Origin of the sequence: Fictibacillus sp. 23RED33 (genome assembly GCF_015903925.1) — a bacterium.
Taxonomy (GTDB): domain Bacteria; phylum Bacillota; class Bacilli; order Bacillales; family Fictibacillaceae; genus Fictibacillus; species Fictibacillus phosphorivorans.
Genome location: NZ_JACZDX010000001.1, coordinates 1,097,494 through 1,119,416, shown reverse-complemented (window position 1 = coordinate 1,119,416; position 21,923 = coordinate 1,097,494). Strand labels below are relative to the sequence as shown.

General features: G+C 39.1%; 23 protein-coding genes. All 23 read right to left on the bottom strand.

Features of this window, described 5'->3' with window-relative positions; genetic code table 11:
- Positions 1–19 precede the first annotated feature (19 nt).
- The 23 genes from IHV09_RS05880 to ylqF all read right to left on the bottom strand — a co-directional run bounded on the left by IHV09_RS05880 (position 20) and on the right by ylqF (position 21,922).
- A complete protein-coding gene (locus IHV09_RS05880) occupies positions 20–586 on the bottom strand; it encodes a MotE family protein (RefSeq protein WP_197263834.1) in 567 nt (188 codons plus the stop codon).
- A gap of 14 nt (positions 587–600) precedes the next feature.
- The gene (gene fliJ / locus IHV09_RS05875) at positions 601–1,038 is read right to left on the bottom strand and encodes a flagellar export protein FliJ (protein ID WP_197127720.1); all 438 of its coding nucleotides are present in this window, start codon (positions 1,036–1,038) and stop codon (positions 601–603) included.
- Positions 1,038–2,354, bottom strand: a complete 1,317-nt coding sequence (gene fliI, locus IHV09_RS05870; protein ID WP_197127719.1) for a flagellar protein export ATPase FliI — start codon at positions 2,352–2,354, stop codon at positions 1,038–1,040. The genes fliJ and fliI overlap by 1 nt, the downstream gene beginning before the upstream one ends.
- Complete coding sequence (gene fliH / locus IHV09_RS05865) at positions 2,351–3,148, bottom strand: flagellar assembly protein FliH (RefSeq protein WP_197263833.1); 798 nt, start codon at positions 3,146–3,148, stop codon at positions 2,351–2,353. Before fliH ends, fliI begins: the two co-directional genes overlap by 4 nt.
- Complete coding sequence (gene fliG / locus IHV09_RS05860) at positions 3,141–4,154, bottom strand: flagellar motor switch protein FliG (RefSeq protein ID WP_197127717.1); 1,014 nt, start codon at positions 4,152–4,154, stop codon at positions 3,141–3,143. The genes fliH and fliG overlap by 8 nt, the downstream gene beginning before the upstream one ends.
- A gap of 14 nt (positions 4,155–4,168) precedes the next feature.
- A complete protein-coding gene (gene fliF / locus IHV09_RS05855) occupies positions 4,169–5,761 on the bottom strand; it encodes a flagellar basal-body MS-ring/collar protein FliF (RefSeq protein WP_197263832.1) in 1,593 nt (530 codons plus the stop codon).
- An 81-nt stretch (positions 5,762–5,842) separates the two neighbouring features.
- Positions 5,843–6,145 carry a flagellar hook-basal body complex protein FliE gene (fliE, locus tag IHV09_RS05850; protein ID WP_231618137.1) on the bottom strand — a complete coding sequence of 101 codons (303 nt, stop codon included), beginning with the start codon at positions 6,143–6,145 and terminating at the stop codon, positions 5,843–5,845.
- Positions 6,146–6,157: 12 nt separating this feature from the next.
- The gene (gene flgC, locus IHV09_RS05845; RefSeq protein WP_197191161.1) at positions 6,158–6,604 is read right to left on the bottom strand and encodes a flagellar basal body rod protein FlgC; all 447 of its coding nucleotides are present in this window, start codon (positions 6,602–6,604) and stop codon (positions 6,158–6,160) included.
- Between the two features lie 2 nt (positions 6,605–6,606).
- Positions 6,607–6,993, bottom strand: a complete 387-nt coding sequence (gene flgB, locus IHV09_RS05840; protein WP_197191162.1) for a flagellar basal body rod protein FlgB — start codon at positions 6,991–6,993, stop codon at positions 6,607–6,609.
- Positions 6,994–7,444: 451 nt separating this feature from the next.
- Positions 7,445–8,224, bottom strand: a complete 780-nt coding sequence (gene codY / locus IHV09_RS05835) for a GTP-sensing pleiotropic transcriptional regulator CodY (RefSeq protein ID WP_197127713.1) — start codon at positions 8,222–8,224, stop codon at positions 7,445–7,447.
- Positions 8,225–8,248: 24 nt separating this feature from the next.
- The gene (gene hslU / locus IHV09_RS05830) at positions 8,249–9,643 is read right to left on the bottom strand and encodes an HslU--HslV peptidase ATPase subunit (RefSeq protein ID WP_197127712.1); all 1,395 of its coding nucleotides are present in this window, start codon (positions 9,641–9,643) and stop codon (positions 8,249–8,251) included.
- Between the two features lie 22 nt (positions 9,644–9,665).
- The gene (hslV, locus tag IHV09_RS05825) at positions 9,666–10,205 is read right to left on the bottom strand and encodes an ATP-dependent protease subunit HslV (protein WP_137789675.1); all 540 of its coding nucleotides are present in this window, start codon (positions 10,203–10,205) and stop codon (positions 9,666–9,668) included.
- A 24-nt stretch (positions 10,206–10,229) separates the two neighbouring features.
- Positions 10,230–11,135, bottom strand: coding sequence for a tyrosine recombinase XerC (gene xerC, locus IHV09_RS05820; protein ID WP_197264144.1), 906 nt, complete (start codon positions 11,133–11,135; stop codon positions 10,230–10,232).
- A 61-nt stretch (positions 11,136–11,196) separates the two neighbouring features.
- Positions 11,197–12,501, bottom strand: coding sequence for an FADH(2)-oxidizing methylenetetrahydrofolate--tRNA-(uracil(54)-C(5))-methyltransferase TrmFO (gene trmFO, locus IHV09_RS05815; RefSeq protein ID WP_197127710.1), 1,305 nt, complete (start codon positions 12,499–12,501; stop codon positions 11,197–11,199).
- Positions 12,502–12,514: 13 nt separating this feature from the next.
- Positions 12,515–14,590, bottom strand: a complete 2,076-nt coding sequence (gene topA / locus IHV09_RS05810) for a type I DNA topoisomerase (RefSeq protein ID WP_197194445.1) — start codon at positions 14,588–14,590, stop codon at positions 12,515–12,517.
- 99 nt (positions 14,591–14,689) lie between these two features.
- A complete protein-coding gene (dprA, locus tag IHV09_RS05805; protein ID WP_197191163.1) occupies positions 14,690–15,556 on the bottom strand; it encodes a DNA-processing protein DprA in 867 nt (288 codons plus the stop codon).
- A 78-nt stretch (positions 15,557–15,634) separates the two neighbouring features.
- Positions 15,635–16,549 carry a succinate--CoA ligase subunit alpha gene (sucD, locus tag IHV09_RS05800; RefSeq protein WP_153238551.1) on the bottom strand — a complete coding sequence of 305 codons (915 nt, stop codon included), beginning with the start codon at positions 16,547–16,549 and terminating at the stop codon, positions 15,635–15,637.
- A gap of 34 nt (positions 16,550–16,583) precedes the next feature.
- Positions 16,584–17,744 carry an ADP-forming succinate--CoA ligase subunit beta gene (gene sucC, locus IHV09_RS05795; protein WP_137789680.1) on the bottom strand — a complete coding sequence of 387 codons (1,161 nt, stop codon included), beginning with the start codon at positions 17,742–17,744 and terminating at the stop codon, positions 16,584–16,586.
- 201 nt (positions 17,745–17,945) lie between these two features.
- Positions 17,946–18,104, bottom strand: coding sequence for a small, acid-soluble spore protein, alpha/beta type (locus IHV09_RS05790; RefSeq protein ID WP_197263831.1), 159 nt, complete (start codon positions 18,102–18,104; stop codon positions 17,946–17,948).
- A gap of 46 nt (positions 18,105–18,150) precedes the next feature.
- Positions 18,151–18,426: an EscU/YscU/HrcU family type III secretion system export apparatus switch protein gene (locus IHV09_RS05785; RefSeq protein ID WP_197127706.1), complete on the bottom strand. Its 276-nt coding sequence runs from the start codon at positions 18,424–18,426 to the stop codon at positions 18,151–18,153.
- Entirely contained in the window at positions 18,423–19,814 is a 1,392-nt protein-coding gene (locus IHV09_RS05780; RefSeq protein WP_197263830.1) for a hypothetical protein, read from the bottom strand. Before IHV09_RS05780 ends, IHV09_RS05785 begins: the two co-directional genes overlap by 4 nt.
- 67 nt (positions 19,815–19,881) lie before the next feature.
- Positions 19,882–20,667: a ribonuclease HII gene (locus IHV09_RS05775; protein WP_197263829.1), complete on the bottom strand. Its 786-nt coding sequence runs from the start codon at positions 20,665–20,667 to the stop codon at positions 19,882–19,884.
- Between the two features lie 391 nt (positions 20,668–21,058).
- On the bottom strand, positions 21,059–21,922 hold the full coding sequence (ylqF, locus tag IHV09_RS05770) for a ribosome biogenesis GTPase YlqF (protein WP_197191167.1): 864 nt from the start codon (positions 21,920–21,922) through the stop codon (positions 21,059–21,061).
- Between the last annotated feature and the right edge of the window lies 1 nt (position 21,923).

Sequence of the window (21,923 nt, the reverse complement as noted above, 5' to 3'; positions counted from 1 at the left end):
CACGTTTTTACACCTCCTTTTATAGAGACTTGTTTGCCATGAGTACCGTAAGCTCTGCTGCACGTTTTGCATCAAGTTTGGCAAGAATCGCAGCTTGTGTTTCCGATTGTAAAAGCATTAAGATGCCCATGATTTGATTGTTGTTCATCTCTGACATTACGGCCGCAGCATCTTTTGCTGACATTGCTTCATATAATTTCTTTAATTGTTCATTCTCTTCTTCTTTCACACTAGTTTCTGCATCTTCTACTTGCTTTTCTAATAGTGCAATATTACTTTTTAAATCCGTGACTTCTTTTTCTTTCTTTTGCAGATCAGCAGATAGTATTTTGATGTAATCTTCTTGCTCATCGAACTTTGATTTCCACTGTTTCTCTTGTCCATTGTTTGTTACAGCTACTTCGGACTTTTCGCTAAAAATATTTTTAATTATAGGCATGTTTTTACTCGTGTTCTTTGCCTCTTCCCATACGTCCACTCCCATGAACGACAGAACGATACCGAATACAGTTAGTGCAAAAACGAAAGGTACGAAGACTACTAATAAAAACCAAACCATTCTGCTGGATTTTTCGTTCTGTTTCATCTGATCACCCGATTTTATGACTTCGCAAAACGCAAAACCGAAAATTCGTCGTTCTGCTTATTCTCATAAGAAGCAACTTCCACTTTATATGCGCTGAGTTGTCTTTCTTTTAGCTTTTCGTATTTTTTCACTTCAATCGTCTGCTGTAATAACCTTTGCTGGATAACTTGCATTCTTTCTCTTGCTCTTTGTAATAACGGCTGTAATTCTTTGATCTTGTTTGTCATGGATAAAAGAAAACGCTGTGTATTCTGAAGATCATTTACTATGATTCTCTGCTGAAAGGTATAATTCGATTGGTTCTCAATGTCTTCTTTCCTCTTAAGGAGGCTGTATATCTCTTCTGCGATGCTCTCGAACGCTTGTACAGCTTCGCCTAATTCTTGTTCAATCGATTCTTTCTCCTTTTGTTTAACAGACAAAACTTTTTCCATAGAAAAATGAAATGACATCAACGTTCATCCTTTCCAAATTCAATCAACAGCCGCTCAAGAGCTTGTTCATAACTAACATCTTCATCTACTTGCTGCTTCAAAAACGCTAGAATGTTAGGGTACATCTGAATCGCTTCATCCACTGATTTAGAGGATCCCCTCTTATATGCGCCAATGCTGATCAAGTCTTCTGCTTCGACGTATGAAGACAAAAGTTCTCGAAGTCGTTCAGCAGCTTGTCGATGCTCTTTTGGAACGATATCATTCATAACCCTGCTAATACTCTTTAGAATATTTACAGCAGGAAACTGCCCTTTGTTAGCTAAGTTTCGATCTAAGATAAAGTGTCCATCTAGAATTCCTCGAACAGTATCTGAGATCGGCTCGTTGAAATCATCTCCATCTACTAAAACCGTGTAAAATGCTGTAATCGTTCCATTCTTATTCGTTCCAGACCGTTCTAATAATTTTGGAAGAACTGCAAATACGCTTGGTGTGTATCCCTTTGTTGTTGGCGGCTCACCAACAGCTAAACCGATCTCACGTTGCGCCATAGCAACACGAGTTACTGAATCCATCATCAACATGACGTTCTTCCCTTGGTCTCGAAAATATTCTGCGATACTCGTTGCCGTCAATGCACCTTTTATCCGCATTAAAGCCGGTTGATCTGAAGTCGCAACGATTACAATGGACCGCTTTAAACCTTCTTCACCTAGATCTCGTTCAATAAAATCAAGAACTTCGCGTCCTCGTTCACCGATTAGAGCGATAACATTCAGGTCAGCAGTCGAATTACGTGCCACCATACCAAGCAACGTACTCTTACCCACTCCACTTCCGGCAAAAATACCTACCCGCTGGCCTTTCCCGACCGTCAACAAACTATCGATCGACCGAATACCTAGCTGAATGCTTTCATGAATTCTTGGTCTTTCCATCGGATTCGGCGGCTCGTTCTCTGAAGGATAGCGAAACAACCCGCGAGGCAGAGGAGAGCCATCTAAAGGAACACCCATACCATCAAGTACTTTTCCGATCAAAGAAGGTCCAACCTTTATTTCCAACGCTCGATGTGTTGCTTCTACCAAACTGCCAACTGCAATATTTTTCACATATGTAAATGGCATCAACAAAACATTCTCTTCCTGAAAGCCAACTACTTCTGCTTTAATTCTTTGCTTGTTGTTCCCAGTGTGTATATAACAGACATCACCGATTGACGTTTTAGGTCCTTTTGATTCGATCATTAGCCCAACTACCCTGATCACTTTTCCATATCTTTTATATGAATCTAGTGATTGAAGGGAGTCGATCATGTGTTCCACGTTCATTGATCTGACACCTCAAGTTGTTCTAGCAGTTTTTCTCTGATCTCTTTTAACTGAACGTCTAGTGTTGCGTCGATCTTTCCAAACGGAAACTCGATTACTGCACCATTCTCAGTTAAGTTCTCGTCTGTATAGATGAAAAGAGTCGCTGTCGATTGAAGCATGTTCTTTAGTTCCTCACGATAGTTTTGCGTAAGTTCGAACCATTGTGGTGGAACATAGAGCTTTATCTCTTCAAACTCTCGAGCTTCTTTTACAAGTTGCTTTACGATTGCAATCCATGTTTCAGGTGCTTCTTGTAGCTTTTTTCCTAAGATTTTCTCAGCAGCTGCCATAGCGAGGATAACTATCTGTGGCTCTGCTTCACTCAGGATGTTATGATAGTCGTTTCTTAACGTATCCATAAAGCTTTTGACTTCATTTAATTGCGAAGCCCAGCTTTCATGGCCTTGTTCTAAACCATTTTGAAAGCCAGCATCGTATCCTTCATTCTTCGCCTGTTCATAAGCACTTTCTAATTTCAACTTCCAAGCGGCCTCTTCTTCAGCTAAGCTTTTGATTTGCGCAGCCTTATATTCTTCTACTTCCTTTGTTATAGAAGCTGCTTCGCTCTTTGCTTCTTCTAGCAAGGTATACGCTTGATTTTTTAAACGGATGACCTTTGTCTCTTCATCCTCATCTTCTAAACTTGCATAGTTTCTCGTGTTAAATAATGAAAGTGCTTGAATACCGATCACTATTTCATTTTTTTCCGCTTTTTCTTTGTGATCGTGAAAAGATTTTATGACTTTAGACAATCACATCATCTCCTCCGCCTCGAGCGATAACGAGCTCTCCGGCTTCTTCAAGTCTTCTAATGGTTCCAACGATCCTAGACTGAGCTTCTTCTACATCACGAAGTCTAACAGGACCCATAAACTCCATTTCTTCCTTAAAGTTCTCGGCCATACGCTGTGACATGTTATTGAACATCACTTCTTTTACTTCCTCGCTTGATGCACGTAAAGCAAGAAGTAGATCTTCGTTTTGCACTTCACGTATAACTCTTTGAATTGCACGGTTATCAAGGGTAACGATATCTTCGAACACGAACATTCTTTTCTTGATCTCTTCCGCTAACTCCGGATCTTGGATTTCAAGCGCATCCAGAATCGTTCGTTCCGTGCTCCGGTCTACACCGTTCAACACTTCAACAACCGCTTCAACTCCACCAGCTTGTGTGAAATCTTGTGTAACAGTAGCAGATAACTTTCTTTCTAAAATCTGCTCCACTTCATTGATCACTTCAGGTGATGTTCGATCCATTAATGCAATTCTTTTAGCAATATCTGCTTGCATCTCTTGTGGAAGTTCAGAAAGTATCTGTCCAGCTTGAGAAGAATCCAAATATGATAAGATCAGAGCAATCGTTTGCGGGTGCTCGTTTTGAATAAAGTTTAATATTTGACCTGGATCTGCTTTTCGAGCAAAGTCAAATGGTCTTACTTGTAAAGTCGAAGTTAAACGATTGATGATCTGCATCGCTTCATCTTTACCTACCGCTTTCTCAAGTACCGTCTTCGCGTAGCCGATTCCACCTTGGGTAATATAATCTTGAGCAAGAGCTAGCTGATGAAATTGTGTGATAATATCATCTTTTAACGTTGAATCTACTTTTCTAACTTGTGAGATTTGAAGTGTTAATCTCTCAATCTCTTCTTCACTTAAATGTTTATATACTTGCGCAGCCACATCAGGTCCTAAAGAGATAACGAGGATTGCCGCTTTCTCTTTACCTGATAGTTCTTTCATGCCTTTTGCCATCGATCGTTACCTCCTTACTCTTCTGATAGCCATGTTCTTACTAGCTTAGCGAATTCTTCTGGCTTTTCTTTTGCCATTCTTTCTAATTGTTCCATACGAACTGTCCCCTCTGATCCTTTTTCTTGGTTTACATCAGGTACATAGTACGACTCTTGTGGTTCATCCATCTCAAACTCTTCAATCTTGCTTTCCGTCTCTCTTCTTCTTTTTCTAGTAAGCAAGAAGATTAATAGAAGGATAACGATTAACAAGATTCCACCAACAATATAGATCCATACTGGAATTCCAGTCTTAACGGCAGTTGCTTCTTGCTTACCGTTGAACGGCTGAGCAGATACAAAGATTTTTTCTTGAATATCATCTTCTGATAATGTTTCATTTATATCTTTTGAGATACTTGTTCTAACGATCGCACTCAAAATTTGTTCAATATCATCTAATCGTTCTTGTGGTAACGATTCTGGTTTGTTTGGAGTCGGTGGCTCTACCATGACTTGAATACCTAGATCTCTTATTTCGTAAGGACTTTCCACGATTTCTTTACGAATTTTGTTGACTTCGTTATTGATACGTTCTTCAACTTTTTCATAGTCACCGTTTGAGCCTGCAGCTGAACCTGGATAGGTAGGTACCTCTTGATCACCTGTTCCTCCAACTCCGCCTTCTCCTGCACCTTCTCCTGTAAACGTCTCTCTTATTCGTTCTACGCTTACTTCAATGCCTTTCATGTTCTCTTTGTCAACGGGTTCTACAATGTTTTCTTCACGTTTTTCCTCCGTAAAGTCAATATCTGTAGTAACAGTAGCAACCACTTTTCCTTGTCCCATGATCGTTGATAACATCTGTTGAACTCTTCGTTGTAAGTCTCTTTCAACATCTTGTTTAATCTTTCTCTGTTCCTCATATTTAGAAGCTGAAGAACTAGAGTTCACAGAATTTAAATCATAATAATTAAAGTATTGATCCGTAATGACGATATTTTCCATAGGTAGATTACTTACACTCTTTGAGACAAGGTGATAAAGAGCTTTTACTTGATCTTCATCTAATTTGGCTCCCGCTCCTAAAGATAGGACAACAGAAGCTGATGCCTTCTCTTCTTCCTGATTCACCCAAACACTGCTTTCAGGAAGTGTGATCATAACGCTCGCATCTTCAACCCCGTTTATGCTCTTTATTAAACTAGCAATCTCGGTCTGTGTCGCTTCTCTTTCTAGAACACCAAACTCTTTGTCTGTTATTCCAAATCCTGATTTCTCACCAAAATATGAAAAATCAATATTCCCGCTTTCAGGCAATCCTTCTGCAGCAAGCTGCACTTGAAGGTTGTTTACTTGTTCTTCAGGAACTAATATTGTTTTCCCGCCATCTTGTACTTCATTTGCCACACCTTTGCTATTTAAATTCTCTTGTATTTGACCAGCTTCCTGAGGGGAAAGATTTGAATACAAAGGAACAAGGTTGGGTGATGACATCATGATGGTTACAAAGATAAAAGCTGCGATAATTAGAAAAATTCCTCCGAGAATAAATCCCTTTTGTACATTGGAACGAGTTTTAAACCGCTCTGTAGTTTGCTTGATGATGTTTTTCCATTTTTCTTTCATTTTTTCCCCCGATAAACGCAATAAAAATTTTTAAAAGCTACCCCCAAAATCGAATGCTAATATCGAATAATATAACAGAGCCTATACCTGCATCCTCATAATTTCTTGGTAGGCCTCAACAACTTTATTACGAATCTCAAGAGTCGTTTGCATCGTTACACTTGCTTTTTCGGCAGTGATCATAACTTGGTGAAGATTATCCATGTTTCCGTTCATCAAACCTTGAGTAGCTTGATTAGATTGTGCTTGTGTTTCACTCAGCGTATCTAAAGCTCCCTTAAGATAGCTTTTAAAATCTTCTTGAGCTTCATATGGTGTCACTTTTGCAACTGATGATGTAGGGTTACTAATATTCTGAAGTGAACTCATTGAAATTTTGTCCATGTTTTAACACCCCTAACGGCCAATTTCTAATGCTTTTAAGTACATTCCTTTTGCTGCGTTTAATGCAGTAACATTTGCTTCATAAGATCGAGTAGCACTCATTAAGTCGACCATTTCTTTTAGTGGATCTACATTTGGAAGTCGAACAAATCCTTCTTCGTTAGCATCAGGATGTTCAGGTTGATAAACCGTTTTAAATGGAGTTTGATCATTGATTACTCCATTGACTTTAACGCCAGACATTTTTCCGTTATTCACTGCTTTATTAAACATGTTCTTAAAGCTAGATTCGCCTGAACCTAATACGACCATTTTGCGTCGATAAGGTTCCCACACACCATTCTTAAATTCTCCACGTGTCGAATCGACATTCGCCATATTAGAGGAAGCAACATCCATCCTAAGCCGTTGAGCGGTTAAGCCGGATGCCGATACATTCATTGCATCAAAAACTCCCATATTTATCTCCCACCTTTAACAACCATCTTAATCGAATTAAACTTTCCATTAATCCGCTGTACAAGTGTCTGATAATAAAGCTGATTCTTCGCTAATTCAGCCATCTCTTTATCTACATCTACATTATTTCCGTTATGATTCATCACAGTATTCGTTTTTTCTTTAACACTAAAAGAAGTTGATGATTCATTACCGAATGAAAAATGTCGCTGATCTGTTCGATGTGCTTGCAAGCTTTTTTTGAATTCCTGGCTAAAAACAGTTTCTTTTGCTTTATATCCAGGTGTGTCCACATTAGCCAAGTTATTTGAAATGGTCTTTTGTTTTAATGCAGATCCATCTAATGCCATTTCTAAGTTTTTCAAGACTGAGCCAGAGAACAAGTTCACCACTTCCCTCTTTTTTACTATAGAAGTTTCATATTATGTTAAATCTTACCTCACTATCATATTTTAAGGGATATATCCAAAAAGTGTCTATGTATTTTTTCCCAAACTGACTTTTTTCGATAGAAAGGACTATATTTCGACCGTGACTTTATACCCAAATTTAAAACTAGTAAGAAAATCCCTATATTTATACGGTTTTTGGTACCTCTTTACCATATTTGACCAACTCGACAATTATTTACAATTTAACACAATACCTTTACATGGATAATAAAAATGCATAAAGAATTTGTATGTTTTCTATAAAGATACTCACTTGTCTCACTGCTCTCTAAAAAGAACAACTAAAACAAAAAAATCCTACCTTTTACATGTATCTAGTAGACAGATCATTTTATTCAACAAAAAAACCAGCTCTGATTTTTCAGAACTGGTTTTTTATCATTCATTGTTATGAAGTTTTAAGCTTTTCGAGTTCAAGCAAGAATTTGTCGTTTAACACTTTGATATACGTACCTTTCATACCTAGAGAACGTGATTCAATTACACCAGCACTCTCTAATTTACGAAGTGCATTGACGATAACAGATCGTGTAATTCCCACTCTGTCTGCAATCTTACTTGCTACAAGCAATCCTTCGTTTCCTTCTAATTCTTCAAAAATGTGTTCGATCGCTTCAAGCTCACTGTATGATAGTGAACTGATCGCCATTTGAACAACTGCTTTGTTACGAGCTTCCTCTTCGATCTCTTCTGCTTTCTCACGAAGGATCTCCATTCCAACTACTGTAGCACCATACTCTGCTAGAACTAGATCATCTTCTTCGAACGCTGTAGAAAGTCTAGAAAGGATAAGAGTTCCTAGTCTTTCACCACCACCTACGATTGGAACAATCGTAGTTAATCCTGTAGAGAACAAATCTTTGTTTTCAACTGGAAACGCCGTATAATCGCTCTCTATATCAATATTCGAAAGTGATTCTGTAATGTTAAAAAGATTCTTCGTGTAATCTGTAGGGAATTGACGATCCTCGATCATCTTCTTCATACGCTCGTTCTCAATTTCTTGTTTAAGAGCGAGGCCTAACAGTTTACCGCGACGGCTGACTACGAAAATATTTGCTTCAATCACCGTACTTAGTGTTTCAGCCATCTCTTTAAAGTTTACTTGTTTACCACCTGTTTGTTGAAGCATCGAGTTGATACTTCTTGCTTTGTTCAATAAATTCATTGTATTTCTTCCTCCTACTGCATCCTATAATATATATTGGCTCAGATCCTTGTTCTTTGCGATGTTAGCCAGTTTTTCTTCTACATACTCGGGTGTAATGGTAATTTGATCTAAGCTGATATCAGGCGCTTCAAAAGATAGATCCTCTAATAAGCGTTCTAATATGGTATGAAGTCTTCGTGCACCGATATTATCGGTGTCTTGATTCACTTCATAAGCAATGCTTGCAATCTTAGCAATAGCATCGTCAGAAAATTCAACATTTATACCTTCCGTACTCAATAGAGCTTTATACTGTTTTATAATCGCATTATCAGGCTCTATTAATATACGTGTAAAATCCTCAACAGACAAGCTATTTAGTTCAACTCGGATCGGAAATCTTCCTTGTAGCTCTGGAATGAGATCAGATGGCTTAGAAATATGAAAAGCTCCAGCTGCAATAAACAGTATATGATCCGTCTTAATCGAACCATATTTCGTCATTACCGTAGAACCTTCAACGATCGGAAGGATGTCTCGCTGTACACCTTCACGGCTCACATCCGCAGAGTTTTGGTTCTTTCCTGCAATCTTATCGATCTCATCTATAAATATAATACCTGTTTGTTCGGTCTTGTAAACTGCTTCACTGGTAACATCGTCCATATCGATTAGCTTTGCCGCTTCATCTTGCGTCAATACTTTACGAGCTTCTCGAACAGTGAGTTTTCGTTTTTTCTTTTTCTTCGGCATAAGACCGCCGATCATGTCTTGCATGTTCATACCTACTTGTTCGAGACCTGAACCTTGGAACATGTCTAGCATCGAAGGATTCTGTTCTTCAACTTCTACCGAAACAAGATGATCCTCCATCTCACCGAGCGCCAACTTCTGCGCCATTTGATTTCGTCTCTGTCTAAGATCCGCAACATCGTCTTGCTGTGGTTTTTGCTCTTGTTCTCCATTACCGCCACCAAAGAACATCTCTAGCGGGTTTTTGAAGCTCGTTTCTGTTTTTTTACCAGGAACTAAAAGCTCTACCAGTCTCTTATTGGCATTTTGCTCAGCTTTGTCTTTTACATCATTCATCTTTAGCTCTTTTACGAGTCTTACTGAAGTTTCTACTAGGTCACGAACCATCGAATCAACATCACGTCCTACATAACCAACTTCAGTAAATTTAGTTGCTTCTAGTTTAATGAAAGGAGCTTGAGCTAGCTTTGCTAATCTTCTAGCAATCTCTGTCTTTCCTACACCCGTAGGTCCGATCATCAGTATATTTTTAGGTGAAACTTCATCACGCAGCTTGTCGTCGAGCAAACTTCTTCTATAACGATTTCGAAGCGCAACAGCGACAGCTTTCTTTGCATCATTTTGACCTATAATATACTGATCTAACTTTTCAACAATCTGCCTTGGAGTTAATTGACTGTTCATTGCAACCGCTCCTTTACTTTTTTTACAATTCTTCTAAAACAATCTCTGTGTTTGTGTAAACACAAATTTCGCCAGCAGTCTTTAAAGATGCAAGAGCGATTTCTTTTGCAGAGAGTTCAGGTGCATGATTCTTCAGTGCCCGACCAGCAGCCAGAGCGTAGTTGCCACCTGATCCAATCGCGAGAATCCCGTCATCCGGCTCAATTACTTCACCAGTACCTGAAATCAATAACATATGCTCTTCGTTCATTACGATAAGCAGAGCTTCAAGTTTTCTTAGAACTTGATCCGTTCTCCATTCTTTAGCCATCTCTACTGAAGCGCGCTGCAGATTTCCGCTATATTCTTCTAACTTGCTCTCAAACTTTTCATAAAGCGTAAATGCATCTGCAACCGATCCTGCAAATCCGGCAAGCACTTTTCCTCCAAACAGCTTTCTAACCTTCTTGGCTGTATGTTTCATTACAACTGCGTTGCCGAACGTAACCTGACCATCTCCAGTCATAGCGGATTTACCGTTATGCTGAATCGCAAATATTGTAGTAGCATGAAATGTTGACATTGAAAAATCCCTCCCTTTTTGTTTTTATGCTCGAGGATGCGCATTATTATAGATTTTTTTTAAATGACTTTTTGAAACGTGTGTATAAACTTGTGTAGAGGAAAGGTTTGAGTGCCCTAAAAGTTCCTGTACTGCTCTTAAATCTGCACCTTCATTCAGCATGTGCGTCGCAAACGTGTGCCGCAAAACATGCGGACTGATATGTATGGTAAGGGAAGATTCCTCAATTAGTTTATTTAATATAGTTCTTACGCCTCTCGCGGTTAAAGGTTCCCCTTTATAGTTTAAAAATAATGCATCCGACTTCTTTTCTGTTTTTTCAAGCAGCAGGTTGCGGCCGTTTTGTATATACTTTGCAAGAGATTCTCTTGCAAACGATCCGATCGGTACATATCTTTCTTTTTTTCCTTTTCCTTTAACAAGCGCTATCTCTACATTCAAATCAAGATCCTTCAGCTGCATCTTACACAATTCACTGACACGCATTCCAGTTCCGTACAGTATTTCGAGGATTGCTTGATTTCTCTGTCCCATGGGTGTTGTAACATCAGACACATTAAAAAGCCTCTCCAACTCTTTTTCATAAAGAAATTGAGGAAGCATTCTTGCTTTTTTAGGGAGTGATGCCATAGCGAAAGGGTTATGTTCTTCAACGATTTTTTCGCGGTTCAAAAAACGATAAAAACTTCTCATCGCCGATATCTTTCTTGCTACCGTATTTCGAGCATACTTCTTCTCATGAAGCGTCACTAAATATTGCCTGACTAAAACATAAGAAACAGCAGCGAATCCTTCGATTGCTTGCTGTTTCAAAAAAGAAGTAAAATCATTAATGTCTTTTTCATAGTGTTCAATCGTATAAGGTGAACAGTTCTTCTCGATCATTAAATAATTCAAGAAATCCACCACATGTTGGCGTTCTGATACCATTTCATACACCTCACAAAGCCCCTAAATCGTAACACAATTTAGGGGCTAAATCAATACATGTTCACAAATTTGTTATAAAATTCTGAATAGTTTCCAGTGCTCTTTCAGCTAGAGCTGTATTGCGTTCTTGTTTGTTTTTGATTCTCTTTTCAAGTGGTGGAAGAAGACCAAAGTTAGCATTCATCGGCTGAAAATTATCTGGGTTAGCCGTAGTAATATAATACGCCATGCTTCCAATCGCTGTTTCTTTCGGGAATACAGCCAGTTCTTCGCCTTTTATAAGCTTCGCTGCATTGATTCCTGCGATCAAACCTGAAGCCGCACTTTCAACGTACCCTTCTACTCCAGTCATCTGACCTGCAAAGAAAAGATCTTTTCTTGCTTTTAACTGATACGTCTCTTCTAAGAGGCGTGGCGAGTTCAGGAATGTATTCCTATGCATTACACCGTAACGTACTACCTCAGCATTCTCTAAGCCTGGAATCAGTCTTAGAAGCTCTTTTTGTGGTCCCCATTTTAGATGTGTTTGGAAACCTACGATATTATATAAAGTTCCTGCACTGTTATCTTGTCGTAATTGAACAACAGCATAAGGAATCTTTCCTGTTTTCGGATCCTCGAGGCCAACAGGCTTCATCGGTCCGAACAATAATGTTTTCTTTCCTCTTTTAGCCATTACTTCTACTGGCATACATCCTTCAAAAAAGATCTCTTTTTCAAATTCTTTTAAAGGGACTGTTTCTGAAGTGATCAATGCTTCATAAAAACGGTCAAACTCTTCTTCTGTCATCGGACAGTTTAAATAAGCTGCTTCGCCTTTGTCGTAACGAGACTTTAAGTACACCTTGTCCATGTCGATACTGTCTACTTCGATGATCGGAGCAGCTGCGTCGTAAAAATAGAGGTACTCTTCACCCGTTAACGAGTTTAGCGATTTTGATAAGTTATCAGAAGTTAAAGGTCCTGTCGCAATAATGGTCGGACCTTCTGGAATCTCTGTTACTTCTTCAGTGATTACTTCTACATTTGGATGGTTCTTAACCCGCTCTGTTACAAGGCTAGCAAATTCATGACGGTCAACCGCCAGAGCTCCACCAGCTGGAACAGCACAATCATCTGCTGATGAAATAATAACAGAATCTAATTTTCTCATCTCTTCTTTTAGTACACCAACAGCGTTTGTAAGTGTATTAGCACGAAGTGAGTTCGAACACACTAGTTCTGCAAACTTCTCTGTATGATGAGCCGGCGTTTGTCTAACCGGTCTCATCTCGTATAATTTTACTTGAATTCCTCGGCTAGCGATCTGCCAAGCTGCTTCACTGCCAGCAAGACCTGCCCCGATTACGTTTACATGTTGATTCATGAAGATAAACTCCTTACTTTGCTTCCTCTTCAGCATAATCGCAAGATACACATTGTACGACTTTGCCTTTTTTCGTTTTCTTTTCTACTAACATACTATTACACTTCGGACATGTTCTGGCAATAGGTTTGTCCCAAGAAACGAATTCACAATCTGGATAACGGTTACATCCATAGAACAGTCTTTTTTTCTTACTCTTCCGCTCTACGATTGTTCCTTCATGACAGGTCGGACACGTAACACCGATATCTTTCACGATTGGTTTCGTGTTTCGGCAATCTGGGAAGTTTGAACAAGCCATAAACTTTCCAAAGCGTCCCATCTTATAGACCATCTCATGTCCACATTTCTCACAGTCTTCACCGGCTGGCTCATCTTTAATCTCTACTTTTTGCATCTCTTCTTCTGCAATCTTAAGCTTCTTTTCAAAGCCTTTGTAGAAGTCATCGATGATTCTGATCCAGTTCTCTTTTCCGTCTTCTACTTCGTCAAGATCGCTTTCCATCTTAGCGGTAAATTCAACGTTGAATACTTCAGGAAAGAATTCCAATGTCATCTCTAAAACAAGACCACCTAGCTCTGTTGGAACAAACTTCTTTTCATCGAGAGCTACATATCCACGTTTTTGAATGGTATCAAGTGTTGGTGCATATGTTGACGGTCTGCCTATACCCAGTTCTTCCATCGTACGAACAAGCCTAGCTTCTGTATAACGTGGAGGAGGCTGCGTAAAATGCTGAGTTGGTTCAAGTTCTTTCTTTTCTACTTTCATGCCTTCTTGAACATCTGGAAGAATACGATCTTCTTCTTTTTTCCCATCATCGTTGCCTTCAACATAGACTTTCATGAATCCAGGAAACTTAACTTTAGATCCTGTCGCACGGAAGTAGATTCCATTGTTCTCTAGGTCCACTGTCATCGTATCAAGAACTGCTGATGCCATTTGGCTTGCTAAGAATCGCTCGAAGATTAATTTATATAATCTGAGTTGATCTCTTGAAAGATAAGTCTTCAAATCTCGTGGATGATACATAACAGAAGTAGGACGAATCGCTTCATGGGCATCTTGAGCGTTCTTACCAGATTTCTTTTCCACTCTTGATTTGTTGACGAACTGCTCTCCATATTCTTTCTCTATGAATTCAGCAGCTTCGGTTTTAGCTGTATCTGAAATACGTGTAGAGTCTGTACGCATATACGTGATCAGACCGACTGTACCTTCTTTTCCTAGATCAATTCCTTCATATAATTGTTGTGCGAGCATCATTGTCTTTTTAGCACGGAAGTTTAATTTTCTGGCCGCTTCCTGTTGTAGTGAAGAAGTGATAAAAGGTGGTGAAGGATTTCTGCGTCTTTCTTTCTTCTGAACAGAATCAATCTTAAATTGTTTGCCTTTTATCGTCTTTAGAATATCGTTTACTTCTTCTTCATTTGATAGATCTTTTTTCTTGCCGCCGACTCCATGAAACTGAGCTTCAAATTCCTCTCCAGAAGCACTGAAGGTTCCTTTAATCTTCCAATACTCTTCCGGTTGGAAAGCTTCTATTTCTTTCTCACGTTCAACGATCAATCGAACCGCCACCGTTTGTACACGGCCAGCGCTCAATCCTTTTTTTATTTTCTTCCATAATAATGGACTGACTTTGTATCCGACTAGTCTGTCTAGCACCCTTCTTGCTTGCTGCGCATCAACTAAGTCCATATTGATCTTTCTTGGTCGTTTAAAAGAGTCTTTTATCGCATTTTTTGTAATCTCATTAAACACAACTCTACATTCAGAATCTAAATCCATGTCCAAACTGTGAGCAAGATGCCATGCAATTGCTTCACCTTCGCGATCCGGGTCAGCTGCGAGAAAAATGCGTTTCGCTTTTTTCGCTGCAGTTTTCAAGTCTTTTAAAATTGGACCTTTACCACGAATCGTAATGTATTTCGGTTCATAGTTTGCTTCTACATCTACGCCAGTCTGGCTTCTGGGAAGATCACGAACATGTCCCATAGATGCTTTAACGTCATATTTGCTCCCTAGATACTTTTTTATTGTCTTTGCTTTTGCGGGAGACTCAACAATGACTAAATATTTTTCCATTTACAGTTTATCCCCCTTTAAGGGTTTAGTGAAATCTTCCCTATTATTAAATAATGTATCTGCATTTGTCAAACTGTTTCCTCATTTAAATGAAAACGGTTAGAAACTTTCATTTTGAATATCTTCTGCACTCATGACCAATTTTGCTCCATTTTGAATCAAAAAATTTGTCCCGTTCGCACACTCTTCTAAAATCGATCCTGGAATCGCAAACACATCTCTTCCTTGCTCGAGTGCTTGATCAGCTGTAATCAACGAACCACTCTTTGTTCTTGCTTCAGCAACAAGCGTTGCGCGGGTGAGACCGCTTATTATACGGTTACGCAACGGAAAATGCCAGCGTTTTGGTGAAACGTGTGGTGAAAACTCTGATAATACAATTCCTTGCTCACTTATTTTATGTGCGAGTTCTCTATTTTCATTCGGATAGACCTGTAATAACCCTGAGCCCAGAACAGCTGCAGTCAAAGAATTCTTTTGTATACTTAACTCATGAGCGAACGTGTCGATTCCTTTAGCCAATCCGCTGATCACGACCCATCTATCATCAATTAAAGGACTAAGAACCTTTCGTAACGCTTGTTTTCCATGGCTGCTAGGATTTCGAGTGCCGACCACACTAATCATTTTATCCCGATTTAGGACCGTCCAATCGCCTTGTCCATAAAGAACCCATGGCGGGTCATAAATATTCTTTAATAGCGGAGGGTAATTTCCATCGAATATCGTTACTGCTGAAATAGATCGTTTTACTAGATTCTTCATTATGTATGTACTATTATTTTGTTTCATGTGATGATAGAGACGCTTTGCCGTCAGTTCACTCAAACCATACGACATTTTCAACCTGCGAATGTCCATTGAAAAAACAGATTTTAGTTCAGGATCAGCAACAACTATTGATCTTAATTGATTCCAAGTGAGTCCTTCGCAATGATGAAGAAAAATTAAGCGTTCTTTATCCAAACTTCATTCCTCCTCATGAAACCATTCAATGTAAATAAAAAGCTCCCGATCTGGGAGCTTTTCACGTTGTAATCGTTATTACGCTTTTGCTTTGTTTGTTACACAGCGATCATATAGATCGTTTTCTTTTAAAGCTTCAACTAAAGTCTCACCCATAACAGATGGTGTTGCTGCAACTTTAATTCCACAAGCTTTCATCGTTTTGATTTTCTCATCTGCCGTACCTTTACCACCAGAGATGATCGCACCAGCGTGCCCCATACGTTTTCCTGGAGGTGCTGTTTGACCACCGATGAATCCTACTACAGGTTTAGTCATGTTCGCTTTTACCCATTCAGCAGCTTCTTCTTCTGCTGTTCCACCGATCTCACCGATCATGATTACAGCATATGTGTCCTCATCTTCGTTAAATGCCTTTAATACGTCGATAAAGTCTGTACCATTGACTGGGTCACCACCGATACCAACTGCAGTAGATTGACCGATTCCACGCTCTGTAAGCTGATGTACAGCTTCATAAGTTAATGTTCCAGAACGTGACACTACGCCAACATGGCCTTTTGTATGGATATAGCCAGGCATGATACCGATCTTACATTCTTCAGGAGTGATTACACCCGGGCAGTTCGGACCAACTAGACGTGTCTTCTTGCCTTCCATGTAACGCTTAACTTTTACCATATCCAATACTGGAATACCTTCAGTAATACAGATTGCTAGATCAAGTTCAGCGTCAACAGCTTCAATGATCGCTTCTGCAGCAAATGCAGGCGGAACATAGATGACAGAAGCGTTAGCTCCTGTTTCTTTAACTGCATCAACAACCGTGTTGAAAACAGGAAGACCTTCAACTTCCGTACCACCTTTTCCTGGTGTAACACCGCCTACAATTTTCGTACCATATTCAAGCATTTGTTTTGTATGAAAAAGACCAACAGAACCTGTAATACCTTGAACGATAACTTTTGTATCTTTATTAATAAAAATGCTCATGCATCAATCCATCCTTCCTACGATGTTTTCTCTATTACTTAACTAAAGCTACGATCTTTTCTGCACCATCAGCCATAGAATCTGCAGCTGTAATGTTTAGACCAGATTCTTTAAGAATCTTTTTACCAAGATCAACGTTAGTACCTTCTAAACGCACAACAAGAGGTAACTCAAGACCAACTTGTTTCGTTGCTTCAACAACGCCGTTCGCAATGATATCACATTTCATAATTCCACCGAAAATGTTAACAAAGATCCCTTTAACGTTTTGGTCAGAAAGAATGATCTTGAATGCTTCTGTTACCTTCTCAGTAGTCGCGCCGCCCCCAACGTCAAGGAAGTTAGCCGGGTCGCCGCCGTAATGTTTAATGATATCCATCGTTGCCATAGCAAGTCCAGCACCATTAACCATGCAGCCAATATTTCCATCAAGAGAAATATAGCTAAGATCGTATTTAGATGCTTCGATTTCTTTTGCATCTTCTTCTTCAAGATCTCTGTATTCTAAGATGTCTTTGTGACGGTATAAAGCATTAGAATCAAAGTTCATCTTTGCATCAAGTGCCATAACATTTCCGTCACCTGTTACAACTAATGGATTGATTTCTGCAATTGAACAGTCTTTTTCAACGAAAGCCGTATATAGACCAATCATGAATTTCACTGCTTTTCCTACTAATTCAGTAGGGATGTTGATGTTATAAGCAAGTCTTCTTGCTTGGAATGCTTGAAGGCCGATCGCTGGATCGATTACTTCTTTGAAGATTTTTTCAGGTGTCTTTTCAGCCACTTCTTCAATTTCAGTTCCGCCTTCTTCAGATCCCATCATAACAACACTAGATGTTGCACGATCTAATACAAGACCGATATAGTATTCTTTCTTAATATCACAGCCCTCTTCGATAAGTAAGCGCTTAACTTCTTTACCTTCTGGACCTGTTTGATGAGTTACAAGAACTTTTCCTAAAATTTCATTTGCGTATGTACGCACTTCATCGATATTTTTAGCGACTTTTACGCCACCTGCTTTACCGCGGCCACCTGCGTGGATCTGTGCTTTAACAACAGATACAGTGCTCCCCAGCTCATTAGCAGCTTCTACTGCTTCTTCAACGGTAAATGCTACTTTCCCGTTTGGAACAGCCACACCATATTTTCTAAGTATCTCTTTACCTTGGTATTCGTGGATATTCATTTACTCTCCATCCTCCTATCATGGTGAAAACTTAAAGTACCGTTATCATTGTATAAGACCTAGTCTATTATGTCTACTATTCTTCAGAAAATTGCAAGCGCATACACCTTTTTAGCCAAAATAAAAAACCAAAATCACTATAAAATGACTTTGGTTTCATCGCTTTTTCGTCCCCTTTAGGAACGAAAACACTTTCTCTTTTCATTTGTTTTTTTCGTTTTTCTGTTTCTTGATTATTTTTGGTGTTATCGCTTCAGATTCGGCTACTGAACGATACATCCCAAACTCTTCAGCCATCTCTTCTTTAAATTGGTTCACTAGTTGTTCGGATTGCTGTACGACTAATTTATTTTTAGGCATTAAAACACACTCCTTTAAAGATAGGAATGCCCCGTTTCAATGATATTTATGTAGTTTCCCCTGCTTCTTTATCTAATTTATAAATAAAAGCAAACAGTTCAGCTACCACTTCATACAATTCTTCAGGTATACTCTCGTCGATCTCTAGCTTCGATAATAAATGGACAAGAGACGGATCTTCCTGAATAGGAATATCATGATTTTCAGCTGATCTTAGTATACGCTCGGCTGTTTCGCCCTTACCCTTTGCGATAACGACAGGCGAGTTAGATTCAAGGGGACTATACTTTAACGCCACAGCTTCTTTTTTACTTTCACTCATATTCTCAGATCCAATCCTTTGTATGAAATAGAAGTTTCGGTATTTTTTATCTTCTTATTTTGAGAACTGAATGTAACGGATGTTAGTGTATAATTCATGTTCTTCATACTAATCTTTAACGTGTTCAATAACGGTTCTGAAAATTTTTCGATAGCTGGGTGCGAATTGTACACTTTTAATGAAACGATTCTGTTTTGAATATGCACATCTACAGCTACATCTTTTAGATGCTTCATCTCTAACCAAAAAAGCATCCTACAATGGTCTGGATCGATTCCTTTTCCATCTTGCTTTTTGCTTTCCCAGCGAACGGTCATCTCTTTCGGATTTTCCGATCCATTAAACGGAATATGAAGGATTAATTGCTGCATGTTCTCGTTACTTTGTATATTCTGTAACTGTTGACCTGTAAGTTTATTTAAGGCTTGTTCTGTTTTTTGCTGTATGTTCTCAGGCAGCTCTATGCGGTCAGCGTTCTGTTGCAGGTTCAGTAGTTGTGACTTTAGCGTTTCCGTTTGTTTTAATTGTATCGGGTCTAATAAAATGTTTTTTTCATGCAGTAGACCAGATTTAATCAACCACTTTTTTGCGGCTGTAATAAATTCTTCTGATGGGTTCAGATTTGTTTCTTTAGAAACCTTCATTACATCGCCTTTTAATTGTGTGGGTAGATTTTCTTGCACGTCATATATACTTGTTGTCTGAACCTTTAATGGATCTGGAAGTTTTCCATTCAACGGCATAACGATGTCTGCTGTGTTTTTTAAATCCATACTTCGTACTCTATCTTGAATGGCAGCCTGTTGCTTACTTGCCTCATTACCTTTAAATGCATAGAGTTCTTTTAATAGCTCAATGGTTTTCGAAACAGTTTTATCTTTATGAATAAAGGGCATGAGAGCCTCATAGAGCTGTTTGAATTCATTACTTGATCCTGTATGGCTTTTTAGACTGAAAGCAACTGCTTGAACGATCTCTTGCTTAGGAGGCAATTGAAGCTCCATCATACGCTGAACTACTGCTTTTTTTTCATGTAGTGGCAACTCGTTTGTGAATTTCATAACCTCGGAAACGGTTTTTATGTTCTCTTTTAATAGAGGTAACTTTTCTATGGTGGCAAATTCAACTGCTTTTTTGTTTATATCGGATGCTGGAAGGCTCCATCTCGATAAAATCTGCTCTGAAGTAGACTTAACTGGATCCGTATCTACCTTTTTCAAATAGATCGTATTGTTTTTCTCTGACACTTCAAATAGATAGTTATCTCCTTTGATTAATGGTGCTTCTAATTTGGCATGAAGTGTTGACCCATTATAAAGAACCTTCGCTGATTGATCAGGGAAGATTTCTAAAATCTTAGCAGTTATAAACTGATTAAGCTTTAACAACAATGGCTCATCCATTGTTCTCGCCGGAGTTAACGATTTACCATGAATTTGGTTGAATTGTAACAGGTTAATCACTTCCTGTAATTTTTATAAGTTCTCCTACCGGACTAAATGATTTACGATGAATCTCTGTTGGCCCATACTGCTGAAGGGCGTTTAAATGATCCTTCGTTCCATAACCCATATTTGATTGAAATCCATATTGGGGATATTTTTCATCTAGCATCTTCATATGGCGGTCTCTTGTAACTTTTGCAACGATTGATGCAGCCGCGATAGAAATACTCTTCTCATCCCCTTTGATGATTTTCAATTGATCGATCGCTAAAGGGACTTCCATAGCATCAATTAATAGCTGATCTGGAGTAACTTTTAGCGAGCACACAGCTTCTGTCATCGCTAACTTAGATGCTTGATATATGTTGATCGCGTCGATCTGATCAGGTTGCACGAAATGGACACAGTAAGAAATCGCATCCTTCAAAATGATCTCATAAAGGGCATCTCTTTTTTTCTCGGACAATTTTTTAGAATCATTGAGCCCTGGTAACATATACCCTAATGGTAAAATAACCGCAGCGGCCACGACGGGACCAGCTAACGGTCCACGGCCGACTTCATCTACACCCGCGATCAAAGTTTTACCCTGTCTTTGGCATTGCTCTTCGTAAGTATGCATTAATTTCAGTCTTGTTCTCTCAGCTTCTTCTCGCTCTAAGCGTTTCGAGAAAGTTTGGAATAATTTTTTTGCACCCACTCTTTCATCTTCAGAGAGGATGCTCAGTAGAGATACCAACTCAGTATCTTCACAAGCTTTTAATTTTAGTTCCCATTCTTTTATCGACAGTTTCATGTTTATCACGCTCTTTATGTATGTATTATCGGTTTAGATATAAGTTCTTTTTAGAAGGTGTTTCATATTAGATTGTTTATTCTTCATTGGCATCATTGACAAGTTGATAGGAGTGCAAGGTGCGAGACTCCTGGGGGATCAGTGTGCCTTCTGCATGAATAACATCTTGCAAGGTATGCGACGAGGAAGCCCACTTCAGTAGCATTGCTTGTAGACGCAGGAGCAAATATTTTTCCAAGAAAGCATAGGTGGCGCACGCCCCCCGGAAACCGAGCAACCTGAAATGGAAATCAACCACTTCCAAAAAAACAATTTTGTCTTTAGAAAAACTTTTAGAGAGCCTTTATAATTTTAAAAACAGGCACTTTCATCAGCGCCTGTTCGGTTAATACTATTTAATTTCAAACTCATTTGGTCGCTCATATGACAAGCGCCCTAGCTTTTCTGCACGAAGATCTCGTAGAACAATCTCAGCGGTCTTTTCAAGATCCACTTCTCCGCCACTCATCATACAGCCACGTTTCTTTCCGATTTCTTCGAAAAGAGGCAACGAATCATCTGGAATCTCAGACAACTTGTATCGTTCCACTAGACGCTCTTCATAGTGCTCTTTTAAATACTTGATCGCATACAACACTACTTCAGTAAAATCAAAGAGCGTTTCTTTAATAGCTCCTGTAACCGCTAATTTCAAACCAATTGTTTGGTCTTCAAATTTCGGCCACAATATTCCTGGGGTATCTAATAATTCTAATGTCTTACCCGCTTTGATCCATTGCTGTTTTTTTGTTACACCAGGCTTGTCACCTGTTACAGCAATGTTCTTACCCGCCATACGGTTGATGATCGTGGACTTACCAACGTTAGGTATGCCGACAATAAGTGCTCTAACCGCACGTGGTTTAACAATTCCCTTTGCTCTCATCTTATCGAACTTTTCTTTTACTAGCTCATGAGCAAGCGGTTCTATTTTTTTAATCCCTTTACCATCTTGCGAGTTAATAGCAAGAGAAGGAATTCCTTTTTCTGAAAAATAACTTTCCCACATCGATGTTACTTTTGGATCAGCCAGATCTGCTTTGTTCAAAAGAACAATTCGAGGTTTCTGTCCAAGAATTTCATCGATCATAGGATTTCTAGAAGCTAGAGGAATTCTAGCATCCACTAACTCAAATACGACATCGATCATTTTGAGTTTTTCAGTTATCTCCCGGCGCGCTTTGGCCATATGTCCAGGAAACCATTGAATGGTCATG

Coding starts and splice junctions, on each gene's coding strand:
- IHV09_RS05775 (WP_197263829.1), bottom strand. CDS start 20,667: ATGAAACTGTCGATAAAAGAATGGGAACTAAAATTAAAAGCTTGTGAA.
- hslU (WP_197127712.1), bottom strand. CDS start 9,643: ATGAACAGTCAATTAACTCCAAGGCAGATTGTTGAAAAGTTAGATCAG.
- xerC (WP_197264144.1), bottom strand. CDS start 11,135: ATGGTATCAGAACGCCAACATGTGGTGGATTTCTTGAATTATTTAATG.
- sucC (WP_137789680.1), bottom strand. CDS start 17,744: ATGAATATCCACGAATACCAAGGTAAAGAGATACTTAGAAAATATGGT.
- sucD (WP_153238551.1), bottom strand. CDS start 16,549: ATGAGCATTTTTATTAATAAAGATACAAAAGTTATCGTTCAAGGTATT.
- topA (WP_197194445.1), bottom strand. CDS start 14,590: ATGGAAAAATATTTAGTCATTGTTGAGTCTCCCGCAAAAGCAAAGACA.
- fliE (WP_231618137.1), bottom strand. CDS start 6,145: ATGGACAAAATTTCAATGAGTTCACTTCAGAATATTAGTAACCCTACA.
- codY (WP_197127713.1), bottom strand. CDS start 8,224: ATGAATTTATTGAACAAAGCAAGAAGTATCAACTCGATGCTTCAACAA.
- flgC (WP_197191161.1), bottom strand. CDS start 6,604: ATGGGAGTTTTTGATGCAATGAATGTATCGGCATCCGGCTTAACCGCT.
- IHV09_RS05785 (WP_197127706.1), bottom strand. CDS start 18,426: ATGAGTGAAAGTAAAAAAGAAGCTGTGGCGTTAAAGTATAGTCCCCTT.
- fliI (WP_197127719.1), bottom strand. CDS start 2,354: ATGAACGTGGAACACATGATCGACTCCCTTCAATCACTAGATTCATAT.
- ylqF (WP_197191167.1), bottom strand. CDS start 21,922: ATGACCATTCAATGGTTTCCTGGACATATGGCCAAAGCGCGCCGGGAG.
- fliF (WP_197263832.1), bottom strand. CDS start 5,761: ATGAAAGAAAAATGGAAAAACATCATCAAGCAAACTACAGAGCGGTTT.
- trmFO (WP_197127710.1), bottom strand. CDS start 12,501: ATGAATCAACATGTAAACGTAATCGGGGCAGGTCTTGCTGGCAGTGAA.
- IHV09_RS05790 (WP_197263831.1), bottom strand. CDS start 18,104: ATGCCTAAAAATAAATTAGTCGTACAGCAATCCGAACAACTAGTGAAC.
- hslV (WP_137789675.1), bottom strand. CDS start 10,205: ATGTCAACATTTCATGCTACTACAATATTTGCGATTCAGCATAACGGT.
- fliG (WP_197127717.1), bottom strand. CDS start 4,154: ATGGCAAAAGGCATGAAAGAACTATCAGGTAAAGAGAAAGCGGCAATC.
- IHV09_RS05880 (WP_197263834.1), bottom strand. CDS start 586: ATGAAACAGAACGAAAAATCCAGCAGAATGGTTTGGTTTTTATTAGTA.
- fliJ (WP_197127720.1), bottom strand. CDS start 1,038: ATGTCATTTCATTTTTCTATGGAAAAAGTTTTGTCTGTTAAACAAAAG.